The organism is Nonomuraea sp. NPDC049649, from assembly GCF_040675175.1.
Taxonomy (GTDB): Bacteria; Actinomycetota; Actinomycetes; order Streptosporangiales; family Streptosporangiaceae; genus Nonomuraea.
In genome coordinates this window covers 20,341-34,498 of sequence record NZ_JBFAOH010000012.1, presented here as the reverse complement: position 1 = coordinate 34,498, position 14,158 = coordinate 20,341, and the positions used below count along the sequence as shown (strand labels likewise).

Here is a 14,158-nt window from a genome sequence, read left to right as displayed (position 1 = left end):
CACACTATGTGGTGCCGGAACGCCTGTGAACCGCGTCGTACAGCTCGCGCTTGGGCACCCCGGCCGCCCTGGCCACCTCGGCGACGGCCGTCTTGCGCTGCTCCCCGGCGGCCACCCGGCGGTCCACCTCGGCCACCAGCGCCGGCAGGTCGGCCTCCTCCGGCTCGGCGGTGTGCCCGGCGACCACGATCGTGATCTCGCCCTTCACCCCGGCCTCCGCCCAGGCGGCCAGCTCGGCCAGCCCGCCGCGCCGTACCTCCTCGTACGTCTTGGTCAGCTCGCGGCAGACCGCCGCCTGGCGGTCGGCGCCGAACGCCCCGGCCATCGCCGCCAGCGAGGCGGCCAGCCGGTGCGGCGCCTCGAAGAACACCATCGTGCGCTCCTCGCGCGCCAGCGCCTCCAGGCGGCGCGCCCGGTCGCCGGGCTTGCGCGGCGGGAAGCCCTCGAAGCAGAACCGGTCGCTGGGCAGCCCGGAGACGGCCAGCGCGGTCGTCACGGCGCTCGGGCCGGGCAGCGCGGTCACCGTGACGCCCGCCTCGACGGCCAGCCGGGTCAGCCGGTAGCCCGGGTCGGACACGCCCGGCATGCCCGCGTCGGTGATGACCACCACGGTGCGGCCCTCAAGGAGGGTCTCCAGCAGCTCCTCGGCGCGGGCGGCCTCGTTGGCGTCGTAGTAGGACACGACTCGCCCGGAGATCTCCACGCCCAGCTCCCCGGCCAGCCGGCGCAGCCTCCTGGTGTCCTCGGCGGCCACCACGTCGGCGCCCGCCAGCGCCTCGCGCAGCCGCGGCGACACGTCACCCGCCTGCCCGATCGGCGCTCCCGCCAGCACCAGCCTGCCCTCACCAGTCATCCGGCCATTGTGGCAGCCGGGACGCGGCCGCCGGCGGCGCAGGTGCGGGGCCGTCCGGCAGGCGCGGATTGGGCCGTGTTTCTGGGTAAGCAGCGGCTTGAGCACCGTACGATGGCCGAATGGCGGTGACCGATTTCCCGTACCAGACCTCCGGCGAGCCGGAGGCTGACGAGAGCAGTTCCCGCACGTTCTCCCCGCGTGACCGGGTGATCCCGCCGATGCGCGGCAGCGTGTGGTGGGGCTGGATCGGCCCCCTGCTCGTGGCGGTCTTCGGTGGCGTGCTCCGCTTTCTCGGCCTGGGCCACCCGCACGAGGTGGTCTTCGACGAGACGTATTACGCCAAGGACGGCTTCTCGCTGATCAACTGGGGCGTCGAGCGCACCACGATCAAGGACGCCGACAAGGCGATCCTGGCCGGCGACACGAACATCTTCCAGCAGTGCACGGCCGCCAACCTCGACCCGTGCGCCTCCTACGTCGTCCACCCGCCGCTCGGCAAGTGGATGATCGGCGCGGGCGAGTGGCTGTTCGGGATGAACCCGTTCGGCTGGCGCTTCGCCGCCGCCCTGGTCGGCACGGTCTCGATCCTGGTCCTGGCCCGGGTGGCGCGGCGGATGACCCGCTCGACGCTGCTGGGCTGCTTCGCCGGTTTCCTGCTGGCGCTCGACGGGCTGCACTTCGTGCTGTCGCGGACGGCGCTGCTCGACATCTTCCTCATGTTCTGGGTCCTGGCCGCCTTCGCGTGCCTGGTGGTCGACCGCGACCGCACCCGCGAGCGGCTGGTCGACTGGTACGAGACCTCGCCGCTGTCGCCGCATGGCCCCTACCTCGGGCCCCGATGGTGGCGGATCGGCGCCGGGGTGTGCCTGGGCTTCGCGATGTCGGTCAAGTGGTCCGGCGTCTTCTTCCTGGTCGCCTTCGCCGCCATGTCGATCATGTGGGACTTCGGCGCGCGCCGCGCCGTGGGGCTGCGTTCCCCGTACGGCACCGCGCTGGCGATGGACGTGCCCAACGCGGCGGTCGGGCTGGCCGCGACGCCGTTCGTGGCCTACATGGCGACCTGGACGGGCTGGTTCGCGACGGCGACCGGCTACGGCCGCAACTGGGACCAGGCCACCTCGTCCGGGCCGTTCTTCTTCGTCATCGACTCCGTCCGCTCCTGGGTGAAGTACCAGTGGCAGGTCTTCACCTTCCACGAGGGCCTGGAGACGTCCCACCCCTACATGTCGGAGCCGTGGTCGTGGCCGCTGCTGCTGCGCCCGGTGGCCTTCCACTACGAGGGCGACAAGACCGGCTGCGGGGCCGCCTCCTGCTCGGAGGCGGTGCTGGGGGTCGGCACGCCGGTCATCTGGTTCGGCGGGCTGGCCGCGCTGGTGGCGCTGATCGCGTGGTACGTCTCCAGCCGCGACTGGCGGGCCGGGGCGGTGCTGCTGGCCTACGGGATGGGCTGGCTGCCGTGGTTCTACTTCGCGTTCGCGAGCAACCGGACGATGTTCCTGTTCTACGCGATCCCGATGGTGCCGTTCATGATCCTGGCGATCACGCTCTGCGCCGGATGGCTGATAGGACCGGCCACGAGGCTGGAGGACGGGAGTCTTCCGGCCCGGCGGACGTACGGGGCCGCCGCCGTCGGGACGTTCGCGTTGTTCGCATTGATCAACTTCTGGTGGCTGCATCCGGTACTGTCGGCCGAACTGATCCCCTACACGGAGTGGAAAGTCAGGATGCTCTTCAACGACCGCTGGATCTAGTTCAGTAACCGTCCATTACATGGTGATTTCTTAGGGTAGTCGCTGTGCTAGACCCAATACGCACGGGATTCGGTCATCGTCAGGGCTGGGGTCCATACGGCAAACTTCGAGGCATGAGTGCACCGGACGTCGCCGCGCTGCTGGCGGAGTTGGAGCGGTCCCACCCGGACTTCGCCGACGAGGCGAGGACCGCGGTCGAGTGGCTGACCGGCGGAGAGCCGCTGGAGACGGTGACGCAGCTGGATGTCTGCGAGTTCCTCTGGTACACGCTGCCGCTCAAGGTGGGAGGTGACCCCGAGCGGCTGGCCCGTTCGCTCGGCAGGCTGCTCAAGCTCGGCGGCCTCGAACGCTACGCGGCCCTGTGCACCTCCCAGACCACGACCCGGATCCTGCGCACGTACGCCCGGGACGGCGAGGACGCCGGCACCCGCGCCTACCACGCGGCGCTGCAGGAGACCGGCGTGCTCCCGCCGGACGTGCCGGAGCTGCAGTGGAGCATGATCATGGGGCCGGAGGAGCTGGGCGCCCACGTGGCCTGCTCGGCGGCGCTGGAGCTGGCCATCCTGGCCGGTGAGGACGTCGACCGGGTGGCGCTCACCCGCCGCTGGCTCACCGAGCCCCGCGCCGACCTGGGCGGCGACAGCTGGCTCCACCGCGTCCAGGGCGAGCGGCTGAACCGCTGGGTGCTGGGCCGCGGCCCGGCCCGGCGGAAGCTGGCCCAGCCGTTCGAGGTGCGGCTGCACGCCCCCGTCACCCCTCAGCCGCTCCCGGCGCTGCACCGGCTGCTGTCGCTGGCCGCGTCCGAGGGCACGCTGCCGCTCCGGCTGGCCCCCTCGCCGGAGGCGGCCCGGCTGCGCGAGCTGGCCGAGCACGAGCTGGGCGCGCTGAGCCGCGACGGCACCCGGCTCACCGTGACCCCCTTCGGCCAGGAGCTGCTCGAATCCCCCTTGGCGATGTGGGACGCGGTGACCGCCTTGCTGCTGACCGGGAGCGACGAGTTCGAGCTGTCGGCGCGGGAGGCGGCGCTCATGCTGCTGGCCGACGGCGAGCTCATCTCCCCCGCCCAGCTCCGCGACCAGGTGTCGGAGGTGGTCGGCGGCGAGGGCTGGCAGGCCGCCTCGGGCCCCGAGGACGTGGCGGCGGCGCTGGAACACCTGGTCGAGCAGCTCGCGGCGCTCGATCTGGCCTTCGCCGACCAGCTGGCGGTCCGGCTGACGCGGGCGGGCGGCTTCGCCGCGCTGGCCGCGCTGCGCGCCCACGCACTCCGTCCCCGGAAGTACGTCAACGCCGCCTGATCCGCGCCTGCGCGCTGATCGAGTTGACCGGGTTGACTGGGGGAATGCAGAAGATCCTGGTGCTGGGCGGCACCGGCAAGACCGGCCGGCGGGTCGCCGCCCGCCTCCGCACGCGCGGCGCCGAGGTCCGCGCCGCCTCCCGGCGCGGTGAGACCCGGTTCGACTGGTACGACTACGACACGTGGGAGCCTGCCCTGGCAGGCGCCACGGCCGTCTACCTGGTGGACTCGCAGGGGCCGGAGGCGGCGGGGCTGATGGCCGCGTTCAGCCGGGCGGCGGTCGAGCGCGGGGTGCGGCGGCTGGTGCTGCTGTCGTCCCGTGACTGGCCCGTGATCGGCGACGCGGTCGAGCGGGCGGTCACGGAGTCCGGCGGCGCGTGGACCATCCTGCGGCCGACCTGGTTCGCGCAGAACTTCAGCGAGGATCCGATGCTGAGCGAGCCGGTCGACGCCGGGCTGGTCGAGCTGTCGACGGGCGACGGGCTGGAGCCGTTCGTGCACGCCGACGACATCGCCGACGTCGCGGCCGAGGTGCTGTTACACGACGGCCACGCCGGTCGGACCTACGAGCTGTCGGGGCCGCGCCTGATGTCGTTCGGCGACGCGGTCGGCGAGATCGCCGCCGCGACCGGGCGGGAGATCAGATACGTGCCGGTCTCCCCGGAGGAGCACGCCGCCCGTCTCACCGCGCGCGGCTACCACGCCGACCACGTCGCGCTGGTCAACCGGCTGTTCGCGGAGATCAGCGCGGGCACCAACGCCCACCTCTCCGACGGCGTCCGCCAGGTCCTGCGCCGCGAGCCCCGCGACTTCTCCGAGTACGTGAAATCCACCTGGTGACACTGCGGCGCCTGTCTATGAAGTGCCCCGGGCGTCCGCGAGGTCGTGTTCGGCGGCGACCTGCTCCAGGGTGAGGCCGTCGAGCATCCGGTCCAGGAGACCCTGGAGGAACGGGCATTCGCGCACCGGATGCTCGGCCGGGCACTCGTTCGCGTGGCGCAGGAACTCCTGGGCCGTCCTGGCCCGCTCGATCAGCTCCTCCAGGTCCTCGATCCGCTCGCGGACGGTGGCCCGCCACTGCTCCCCCGGCGCCTCCAGCACGGCGCCCGCGGTGTCCAGCGGGATGCCCAGCCGCTGCGCGCTGTGCAGGAACACCAGCCGCCGCAGTTCCTCCCTGCCGTAGACGCGCCGCCCCTGCCGCCGCCCGGCGGGCCGCACCAGGCCGCGCTCCTCGTAGTAGCGCAGCGCGGAGGCGTTCATGCCGAGCATCCGGGCCGCCTGGCCGATCGGGATGAGTTCGTCCATGTTCCCATTTGACTTCAAGTCGGCTTGAACCGCTTTCCTGTCAGGCATGGGAACCACGACATCCTGGGTCACCGGCCGCGAGCACACCTCGAACTTCGCCGTGCCCACCGGGCTCATGGGACGCCTGGCCGGCCGCGTCATGTTCTGGACCAACCGCCAGCGGGATCTGCTGCCCCTGCTCGGCATCCGCCCGGGCGAGCACGTCCTGGAGATCGGGTACGGCCCGGGCAAGCTGCTGCGCCTGCTCAGCCGTACGGAAGCCGCCCGCGTGGCGGGCGTCGACCCGTCACCGGAGATGCGCGCCCTCGCCACCCGCAAGGCCCCCGGGACCCATCCCGGGCTGGGCACCGCCGAACGCACCGGGCAGCCGGACGCCGCGTTCGACTGCGTGGTGTCGGTCAACAACGTGGCCATCTGGCCGGAGCTGGAGCCGGGCCTGCGCGAGCTGCACCGCGTCACCAGACCGGGCGGCCGGGTCGTGATCGCCTGGCACGGCGGCGCCACCCCGTCACCGCTCGCCCGGAACCTGCGCCTGCCGGACGACGTGCTCGCCACCCTGGAGAGAGCCCTGGGCGACCTGTTCGGCGACGTGACGCGGCACGAGCTGGCCACGCTGACGGCGTTCGTGTCCAGGCGCGGGTCATGCCAGAACAGCGGCACCCACCGCATCACCGGCCCCAGGGAGACGGAGAACGCCTGGTACGCCTCCCACCCCGTACACGAGCCGAAGCCGAAGGACGCGAAGAAGAGACTCTCCGGCAACGTGAACAGGTAACCGGCTCCGGCGGCCGACACCGCGAGCGCGGCGGACCACCATAATCGCGATCTTCTCGACATCCACCAGAACCTACTAGCCCGCGATCATCTCCTGGTGCCGCTCCGTACGGGTCCCGAGCGCGGCCCAGAGCGCGACCGCGATGTACAGGGCCTGTTCGGGCACCCGCTGCCAGAGCGGGGTGACGTCCTGCCCGGCCAGCGCCGCGTACACGTTGGCGGGCAGGAGCAGCACGAACATCACCGCCAGCCACAGCCCGGCCATCCGCCGGGTCCGGCCCAGGATCAGCCCGGCCGCGCCCAGCACCTCCAGCACGCCGGTCGCGTACACCATGAACGCCGGGAACGGCACGATGGGCGGCACCATCGCGACCAGGTCGGCGTGGGTGGTGGTGAAACCGCTGCCTTCCGGGGCGAAGTGCGCGCTGGCAGTGACGACCAGGAACAGCGCGAGCCCGTGGGCGGCGCTGACCCGCCACGTCGCGAACCGCCGCACCCCTAACGCGCCCAGCCCCCGGAACGCGAGCGTGGCGATCACCAGAACGAGTGACATATCCCCTCCTTGAAGATAGCGGCACTATCCAATTTCTAGATAGTGACACTATCCAATAGAGGCCGTCAAGCTTCTCTCCGTGATCACGACCGCCAACGGCCGCCCCGCCTTCGTCGTCAACGTCGAGGTCTTCCTGCGCCGCGACGACCGCTGGCTGCTCATCAAGCGCGGCGACGGCGAGTCGCACGCCCCCGGCACGCTCGCCGGCGTGGGCGGCAAGGCCGAGCCGGACGGCGCAGGGCAGCGGGTGCTGGAGGAGACAGCCCGCCGCGAGGTCGCCGAGGAGATCGGCGTCGACCTGACCGGCGTCCCCCTCGCCTACGCCGCGAGCGAGTTCTTCGTCACCGACGACGGCGACCCGGTGATCAACGTGGTGTTCGCGGCCCCGATCCCGCCGGACGCCCAACCGGTCGCTGCCTCACCCGCCGAGGTGGCCGGGTTCGTCTGGCTCACCCTGGCGGAGGCCGAGGCCGATCCCGCGTGTCCTGCCTATGTGCTGAGCAGCCTGCGCGCCGCCGCCGCGGTCTGACCCGCTCAGCCAGCCGGGCGGAGCAGCTCCCAGCTCCGCTCGTCGCCCCAGGCCGAGGCCGGGTCCACGTACGGGCGGAGCAGCGCGACCAGCTCGGGATCGCCGCGTCCGCCCAGCTCGTCCTCCGCGATCCGCCTGGCCGTGCCCGCCAGGAAGTCGGCGACCTGGACCCGGGGCTCGTGGAAGGAGTCGGCCAGCCGCAGCCCGGCCAGGTCGACCACCTGCTTGAGATGCGCGACGCGCTCCTCGGTGAGCCCGTTGTGCTGGTCGTGCAGGATCGACACCGGCCGCCCAGGGCTCCCCCAGTGCACGGCCGCCCGGATGATGGCCGGGATGAGCGGGTCCAGCGCGGGCATCGCGCCCGGCCGCTCCAGGAACGCCGCCAGCGGCTCCCGCGCCCCGGCGAGCAGCCGCATGATCTCCCCCACCCGGCCTCCCGCCCCGGATAGGTCCTCGACGTCGCGGAAGAACGGCCCGGCGGGCGCCCGGCGGCGCATCACCTCGTTGAACGACTCCAGGAACCCCGTGAACCGCTCCGGCCCCAGGGTGACCGGCCCCTCCCGGTAAAGACCCACGGCGAGGTCCTGGTCCCCGCCCGAGCACGCCACATCGCCCGCGATCACATCCGCGATCTTCCGTACGGCGAAGAAGGCCTTGTCGGCGAGGAACACCCGCGCCCGCCCGTGGATGGGCCCCGAAGGCCCGAGCAACCAGACCAGGACCGCCCGGTGCTTGCCCCTGAGCAGGTGGTTCGCCTTGTACTCGGTGGCCGGGGAACGGATGCGCTCACGGGTCTCGGCGACGCACGCCGCGGCGGCCTCGGCGTCGATCAGCACCGCGGCGTGGGCGAAGACGGCGGTGTTGCCGCCGACCAGCTTCTCCCCCTCCGAACCGGACTCGTCGCAGGCGATCTCAAGAGGCCACAGCTCAGCAACCTACGCCCGCCCACCCCGTATAGCCAGACGTTTTCCGGCCGATCGTGGCCGAACGTGGGGTCTTATGCGCGTTTGAGCAGCAGCGCTTCGCGGACGCTGCCGCCGCTTCCCACGGCGACCTCGTTGCCGTCGCCGTCCCGGGCGACGGCCGAGTAGACGGAGCCCTCGGGTCCGGAAGCGTGGCCGAGCACGGACCAGCTCCCGGTATTCGGAGGGCACGGCGTCAATCATGCAAGGCGCCTTACAGATATTTCGCCAGCCGCCTCACAGGTTTGCCGAATCCGCCGGCTCCAGGAAGCCGAGCGTCCGCTCCATCAGCAGCTTGGCCGCAGGCTCGTCGTAAGAGGGCAGGCTGGCGTCGGCGAACAGGTGTTCCTTGCCCGGGTAGAGGAACAGCTCGGCGGCCGGGGCCGAGTCCGTGAGGGCGCGGGCCGCGTCCAGGTCGCCCTCGCCGGCGAAGAACGGGTCGGCTTCCATGCCGTGGACCTGCACGGGGACGCTCTCGGGCCAGCTCTCGCCGAACTCCGCCACCGGGACGCAGGCGTGGAAGAGCAGCGCCCCCTTCGCCCCCGGCCGCGTCTGGGCCAGCAACTGCGCGGGCAGCACGCCGAGCGAGAAACCGGCGTAGACCACCTCGCCCGGCAGCCACTCGGCGAACGACCGGCCGCGCCCGATGATCGTGTCGAACCCGGTCTCCTGCGCGTACGCCGCCCCGTCGTCGAGCGAGTCGAAGACGCGCCCCTCGTACAGGTCGGGCACGTGGACGGTGTGGCCCGCCCGCCTGAGCTCCGCCGCGAACCCCCGCACCCCGGACGTCAGCCCGTGAGCGTGATGGAACACCAGCACCTCGGCCATGATTCTCCCTTCGGCCCGCCCAGCATGACCGAGAGCACCGACAGTTTCGGGATCAGACGACCGCACGGGTGAAGGGCGACCGAGAGCACCGACAGTTTCGGGGTCAGGCGGGCGCGCGGAAAGTCCGCCGGTAGGTGTCGGGCGGCACGCCGACCGCGCGGGTGAAGTGTCTGCGCAGGGTCGCCGCGGTGCCCATCCCGGTACGGGCCGCGATCTGTTCCACGGGGGCGTCGGTGGTCTCCAGCAGTTCCTGGGCCAGGTGGACGCGCTGGGTGTGGAGCCAGTGCAGCGGGGTGACGCCGAGGGCGCGGTCGAAGTGGCGGGCCAGGTTGCGGGTGCTCATCCCGGCGCGGCGGGCCAGGTCGGTGACGGTCAGCGGTTCGTGCAGGCGGGCCTGGGCCCACTGGAGCACGTCGGCGAGCCCGTACCGGCCCTTGTCCTCGGGCACCGGCGCCGTCACGTACTGCGCCTGCCCGCCGGGCCGGTGCGGGGGCACGACGAGGCGGCGGGCCAGCGCGTTGGCGACCGCCGCGCCGTGGTCCTTCCTGACGACGTGCAGGCACAGGTCGAGCCCCGCGCCCTTGCCCGCCGAGGTCAGGACGGACCCCTCGTCGATGTAGAGGACGTCCGGATCGACCCGTACGCGGGGGTAGCGGGTGGCGAGTTGCCGGGCGTGCATCCAGTGGGTGGTGGCCCGCCTCCCGTCCAGGAGCCCGGCGGCGGCGAGGACGAACGCGCCCGTGCAGAGCGACACCACCCGGGCCCCGCGATCGTGCGCGGCCCGTACGGCGTCCACCACGTCGCCCGGCGGCGGCCCGAGCTCCACGTCACAGGAGGACACCACCACCGTGTCGGCGCCCACGAGCGTGTCCAGCCCGTGCGGCGTGTCCACCCGGAGCCAGTCGCCCACCCGGCCCCGGTCCGGCCCGCACACCCGGAAGTCGTACCAGGGGTCGGCCAGATCGGACCGGTCGACGCCGAACACCTCGACGGCCGCGGCGGCCTCGAACAGCATGGCTCCGTCGTACAGGGCGAGCGCCACCGAGTGCATGTCCGGAAGTGTAGGCATATCGCCCTTCCGGACAGCCCCGCCCATCGGGTCCGCTCCCGTGGATCTCCAGCTCCGACGTCACCTTGCGTCAAGGACAGGTACGCGGGGAGAGAGCGAGCAGGACGGCCGGGCCGCCCCCGAGAGGAACGGCCCGGTCTTCAATGCGTCAGTCGGTGCCGAACTCCATGGCGGCCCGGTCGAGCGCCTCGTCGTCGTCCGCCACGTCGCCGCGGGAGGCGATGGCCTCGGCGCCGCCCTCCGGCATGTCGCCTATGAGCTCGGTCGGCGGCGCCGGCGGGGCCTGGAGGAGCGCGGACTGGCCGGTGCCGACCATGCCGAGCCCGGCGTACTGCTCCAGCCTGGTGCGGGAGTCGGCGATGTCGAGGTTGCGCATGGTGAGCTGGCCGATCCGGTCCACCGGGCCGAACGCCGAGTCCTCCGTGCGCTCCATCGAGAGCTTGTCGGGGTGGTAGCTGAAGGCCGGGCCCGAGGTGTCGAGGATCGTGTAGTCCTCGCCGCGCCGCAGCCGGAGCGTGACCTCGCCGGTGATAGCGGTGCCGACCCAGCGCTGCAGCGACTCGCGGAGCATCAGCGCCTGCGGGTCGAGCCAGCGGCCCTCGTACATGAGCCGGCCGAGACGGCGGCCCTCGTTGTGGTAGTACGCCAGCGTGTCCTCGTTGTGAATCGCGTTGACCAGTCGCTCGTACGCGATGTGCAGCAACGCCATGCCGGGCGCTTCGTAGATGCCACGGCTCTTGGCCTCGATGATCCGGTTCTCGATCTGGTCGGACATGCCCAGGCCGTGCCGGCCGCCGATCGCGTTGGCCTCCAGCACCAGGTCGACCGGGGTGGCGAACTCCTTGCCGTTGATCGCCACCGGGCGGCCCTGCTCGAAGGAGATGGTCACGTCCTCGGTCGGGATCTCCACCGACGGGTCCCAGAACCGGACGCCCATGATCGGCTCGACGATCTCGATGCCGGCGTCGAGGTGCTCCAGCTTCTTGGCCTCGTGGGTGGCGCCCCAGATGTTGGCGTCGGTCGAGTACGCCTTCTCGGTGCTGTCACGGTAGGGCAGGTTGTGGGCGTCCAGCCACTCCGACATCTCCTTGCGCCCGCCCAGCTCGGACACGAAGTCGGCGTCGAGCCAGGGCTTGTAGATCCGCAGGTGCGGGTTGGCGAGCAGGCCGTAACGGTAGAACCGCTCGATGTCGTTGCCCTTGAACGTCGAGCCGTCGCCCCAGATCTGCACGTCGTCCTCAAGCATCGCCCGCACCAGGAGAGTCCCGGTGACGGCGCGGCCGAGCGGCGTGGTGTTGAAGTAGGCACGCCCGGCGGAGCGGATGTGGAACGCGCCGCAGGCGAGCGCGGCCAGCCCCTCCTCCACCAGCACCGCGCGGCAGTCGACCACGCGGGCGAGCTCGGCGCCGTACGCCAGCGCACGACCGGGCACCGACGCGATGTCGGGCTCGTCGTACTGGCCGAGGTCGGCCGTGTAGGCGCAGGGCACGGCACCCTTGTCGCGCATCCACGCGACGGCGACGGAGGTGTCGAGCCCACCGGAGAAGGCGATGCCGACCCGCTCACCGATGGGCAGAGAGGTGAGAACCTTGGACATAAGAAGAGTATGCATTGCAACGCATGGTCATGCAAAGCGCCCATACCAACGTTCTCTCCGTCCTCTCGATTAACCCCCGTTACAGGACTTCCCAGCCGAGCGTCCCGCCGTCCACCACGGGCTTCCACCAGCCGATGGAGCCGCCGCTCTCCAGCGCGTCGGCGGTGGTCTTCAGCAGGGCGTGGTACGAGCGGATACGCACTCCTCCCGGCCGGAAGCTCATGGCACCTTGGTTATCCCTGGCGCCGATGTCTTCTTGTACGGAGTCGATCACGAGGTGGTTGCCCATGCCGTCGGCGGCGAAGGGAATCATGCGCCCGTCCCACCACTCCGCCCGCGGATCCACGATGTCCTGGTCCTCGACCGAGCACAGCAGGCCCCAGGTCTCGTGGATGTCCTGGACGCCCACGCTCGAGCTCCCGAGGAAGCCGAAACCACCGTTGTGCCGGAGCAGCGAGGCCTTGAAGTCGTCGGGGAATCGCAGGCCCATCCGCGCCTCCGCCGTCGCCACGGCCCCGGGCCGCGCGGGCTTGCCGAGCGCGCGATAGGTCTTGGGGGCGTTGGCCTTGAGCCACCTCTCGATCCGCCGCCACTGCCGGTTCACGACCCTGGTCACCTTCGGGTCCGGCTGCCGCGCGCGCGGGGAGGTGTCTCCGGGCAGGCAGTCCGCGTCCGGCGGGGCCGGCGGAGGGGCTACCGGGTGCTCGTCCGTCATGACGGGCTCGCCCCACGTGAGAGTGGACTCGCAAGCGGCCGCGGGGTCCGCGCACGGGTCGTCTCCGGACGGCAGGTCCACGGCCATCGTCACGTCATCGCTGTTCGAGAAGACCGCGGACTCCACCAGGTGTGTACACCCGGCCAGCACGACGAGCGCGAGCGCGGCGACGCCCCAGCGGGTCACCCAACGCCGGGTGACCGGGTCGAGCGGCGGCCTCGGCTCGCGCGGCTCCAGGAACCTCGCGACCGCCGGACGGTCGAGAACGGACGGTCTGGGCTCGTAACGCCGGAGGTCCTCGGCGGTCGGGACGCCCAGGATCGGCACGGGAGGCCACGGCGCCTCCTTCTCCTCCGCCGGCGGAGGCGCGCCCACCGGCCGCGGCTCGGGCTTGCGGGCGCGTACGAACAGCACGATTCCCGCCGCCGCGACCGCAGCGAGAAGCGCCAGCCAGACCCCACGAGACGTGATCAATCGCCGCACGCCCGGCAGAGTATCCATAATCAGCCGATACAGACGGCCAATCCACTCCCGAATCGCGCGGCAAAAGGGACGCGAACTCCTCACCGATAGGTCATGATCGGAACCCCGACCCGAGGATGACCAGTGGAATCCACACCCCGGAAACGCGGCAGCGGAGCGCCTTTTCTGGTCGTTCTCGGCTGGATCTTCCTCATCCTGGGCGGCCTCGCGGTGTTCACCACCGCGACGATCCTGGTGGTCGCACCGATCGGCATCGGCCTGGGATTCCTCCTCACCGCCGTCGTCGTGGCGATCGAGGCCCGCTGACTAGTGGCCGAGCGCGGCGAGCAGTTCGCGCTCGCGGCGGGCGCTCAATCCAGCGCGCCTGCCCCGGTCGAGCCCCTGCTCGCGCTCCCACCGCAACGTGTCGGCCAGCAGCTCCTCGCGGGGCCGGTGCCGCAGACCGGCGGCGAGCGCCGCGGACCCGTCCCGCGCCGACCACCCTTCCCACCCGGGCTCGACCAGCCACATCGGCAGCGACTCCTCCCCCATGTACTGGGCCACGCCCTGGTCGATCAGCCACGAGGAGGAAGCGGCGACCACCGGCCCGGTGTGACCGCCGGCGGCCCGGGCCAGCTCCACCCACTCCCCGAACGGCACCACGGGACCGACCGCGTTGAAGGTGCCCGCGATCCCCTTCTCCGCCGCGTCGAGCAACCAGGCCGCGAGGTCCCGTACATCGATCACCTGAGTCGGCGCGTCCGGCGCGTCGGGCACCAGCATCGGCCCGCGCGGGTCACGGGCGGCGCGGGCCACCCAGTAGCCGGAGCGCCCGCTGTGGTCCCCCGGCCCGCCGATGAGCCCGGCACGGGCGATGAGCAGCCGGTCGCCCACCACGGCCGCGGACACCTGCTCACAGGCCACCTTCGCTTCCCCGTACAGCTCCCGATCCACCTCGCGCCGGTCGGTCGGGGCGAGGAGCGGCGCCGACTCGTCCGCACCCGGCGTGCCGTGGGAGGCGTAGGCGTTGCCCGAGGAGACGTAGGCCCAGTGCCGGGCCCGGCCGCCCAGCGCGGCGAGCGCGTCGCGGACGAACCCCGGCTGCCAGGACACCTCGACCACCGCGTCCCACGTACGGTCGGGCAGCGCCTCGTACGCGGCGGGATCCCGCCGGTCGGCGGCCACCAGCGTCGCCCCCTCGGCCACGTCCCCGCTCTCGCCCCGGGCCAGGCACGTCACCCGATGGCCGCGCGCGATCGCCAGCCGCGACAGCTCCCGGCCCACCCACGCCGTCCCGCCCAGCACCAAGATCTCCATTCCGCCACTCAAGCAGCCGCGCCCCCGGCCGCCCAGCCCGATTCACCCTCAGCGGACCCGCTCTGGGCGTAATCCGCGACAGGATGCCGTCATGGCCGAAGGCACGGTGAAGCTCTGGAACGCGGAGGAAGGCTGGGGGTGATCGCCTC

The 14,158-nt window shown here is 71.9% G+C and carries 16 protein-coding genes; 6 read left to right on the top strand and 10 right to left on the bottom strand.

The genetic code is table 11. The features are described from left to right. Positions 1-4 precede the first annotated feature (4 nt). The gene (gene rsmI / locus AB0J42_RS17835; protein WP_364295375.1) at positions 5-853 is read right to left on the bottom strand and encodes a 16S rRNA (cytidine(1402)-2'-O)-methyltransferase; all 849 of its coding nucleotides are present in this window, start codon (positions 851-853) and stop codon (positions 5-7) included. Positions 854-972: 119 nt separating this feature from the next. On the opposite strand from rsmI, the gene AB0J42_RS17830 reads away from it, so the two are divergent. The 3 genes from AB0J42_RS17830 (at position 973) to AB0J42_RS17820 (ending at position 4,738) form a co-directional block, all read left to right on the top strand. Continuing rightward, positions 973-2,604: a phospholipid carrier-dependent glycosyltransferase gene (locus tag AB0J42_RS17830; RefSeq protein WP_364295372.1), complete on the top strand. Its 1,632-nt coding sequence runs from the start codon at positions 973-975 to the stop codon at positions 2,602-2,604. Positions 2,605-2,717: 113 nt separating this feature from the next. Next, the gene (locus tag AB0J42_RS17825) at positions 2,718-3,899 is read left to right on the top strand and encodes a hypothetical protein (RefSeq protein ID WP_364295370.1); all 1,182 of its coding nucleotides are present in this window, start codon (positions 2,718-2,720) and stop codon (positions 3,897-3,899) included. 44 nt (positions 3,900-3,943) lie between these two features. Then, positions 3,944-4,738: an NAD(P)H-binding protein gene (locus AB0J42_RS17820; RefSeq protein WP_364295367.1), complete on the top strand. Its 795-nt coding sequence runs from the start codon at positions 3,944-3,946 to the stop codon at positions 4,736-4,738. A 15-nt stretch (positions 4,739-4,753) separates the two neighbouring features. On the opposite strand, the gene AB0J42_RS17815 is transcribed toward AB0J42_RS17820, so the two are convergent. Next, complete coding sequence (locus tag AB0J42_RS17815; protein ID WP_364295364.1) at positions 4,754-5,203, bottom strand: MerR family transcriptional regulator; 450 nt, start codon at positions 5,201-5,203, stop codon at positions 4,754-4,756. A 46-nt stretch (positions 5,204-5,249) separates the two neighbouring features. Here AB0J42_RS17815 and AB0J42_RS17810 point away from each other — a divergent pair, with 46 nt between their 5' ends. Beyond that, positions 5,250-5,978: a methyltransferase domain-containing protein gene (locus tag AB0J42_RS17810; RefSeq protein ID WP_364295361.1), complete on the top strand. Its 729-nt coding sequence runs from the start codon at positions 5,250-5,252 to the stop codon at positions 5,976-5,978. A gap of 75 nt (positions 5,979-6,053) precedes the next feature. On the opposite strand, the gene AB0J42_RS17805 is transcribed toward AB0J42_RS17810, so the two are convergent. Then, positions 6,054-6,530, bottom strand: coding sequence for a hypothetical protein (locus tag AB0J42_RS17805; protein WP_364295358.1), 477 nt, complete (start codon positions 6,528-6,530; stop codon positions 6,054-6,056). Positions 6,531-6,609: 79 nt separating this feature from the next. On the opposite strand from AB0J42_RS17805, the gene AB0J42_RS17800 reads away from it, so the two are divergent. Then, positions 6,610-7,059: an NUDIX domain-containing protein gene (locus tag AB0J42_RS17800; RefSeq protein ID WP_364295355.1), complete on the top strand. Its 450-nt coding sequence runs from the start codon at positions 6,610-6,612 to the stop codon at positions 7,057-7,059. 5 nt (positions 7,060-7,064) lie between these two features. Here AB0J42_RS17800 and AB0J42_RS17795 read toward each other — a convergent pair whose 3' ends face one another. The 6 genes from AB0J42_RS17795 to AB0J42_RS17770 all read right to left on the bottom strand — a co-directional run bounded on the left by AB0J42_RS17795 (position 7,065) and on the right by AB0J42_RS17770 (position 12,713). Then, a complete protein-coding gene (locus AB0J42_RS17795) occupies positions 7,065-7,895 on the bottom strand; it encodes a hypothetical protein (RefSeq protein ID WP_364295352.1) in 831 nt (276 codons plus the stop codon). Positions 7,896-8,056: 161 nt separating this feature from the next. Beyond that, entirely contained in the window at positions 8,057-8,185 is a 129-nt protein-coding gene (locus AB0J42_RS17790) for a hypothetical protein (protein ID WP_364295349.1), read from the bottom strand. A 73-nt stretch (positions 8,186-8,258) separates the two neighbouring features. Then, positions 8,259-8,849: a dienelactone hydrolase family protein gene (locus AB0J42_RS17785; RefSeq protein ID WP_364295346.1), complete on the bottom strand. Its 591-nt coding sequence runs from the start codon at positions 8,847-8,849 to the stop codon at positions 8,259-8,261. 103 nt (positions 8,850-8,952) lie between these two features. Then, the gene (locus AB0J42_RS17780) at positions 8,953-9,900 is read right to left on the bottom strand and encodes a helix-turn-helix domain-containing protein (RefSeq protein WP_364295343.1); all 948 of its coding nucleotides are present in this window, start codon (positions 9,898-9,900) and stop codon (positions 8,953-8,955) included. 166 nt (positions 9,901-10,066) lie between these two features. Next, on the bottom strand, positions 10,067-11,515 hold the full coding sequence (gene argG, locus AB0J42_RS17775; RefSeq protein WP_364295340.1) for an argininosuccinate synthase: 1,449 nt from the start codon (positions 11,513-11,515) through the stop codon (positions 10,067-10,069). Between the two features lie 79 nt (positions 11,516-11,594). Next, positions 11,595-12,713 carry an SMI1/KNR4 family protein gene (locus tag AB0J42_RS17770; protein WP_364295337.1) on the bottom strand — a complete coding sequence of 373 codons (1,119 nt, stop codon included), beginning with the start codon at positions 12,711-12,713 and terminating at the stop codon, positions 11,595-11,597. A 123-nt stretch (positions 12,714-12,836) separates the two neighbouring features. Here AB0J42_RS17770 and AB0J42_RS17765 point away from each other — a divergent pair, with 123 nt between their 5' ends. Next, the gene (locus AB0J42_RS17765) at positions 12,837-13,019 is read left to right on the top strand and encodes a hypothetical protein (protein ID WP_364295334.1); all 183 of its coding nucleotides are present in this window, start codon (positions 12,837-12,839) and stop codon (positions 13,017-13,019) included. On the opposite strand, the gene AB0J42_RS17760 is transcribed toward AB0J42_RS17765, so the two are convergent. Next, the gene (locus AB0J42_RS17760) at positions 13,020-14,009 is read right to left on the bottom strand and encodes an NAD-dependent epimerase/dehydratase family protein (RefSeq protein ID WP_364295332.1); all 990 of its coding nucleotides are present in this window, start codon (positions 14,007-14,009) and stop codon (positions 13,020-13,022) included. Positions 14,010-14,158 lie beyond the last annotated feature (149 nt).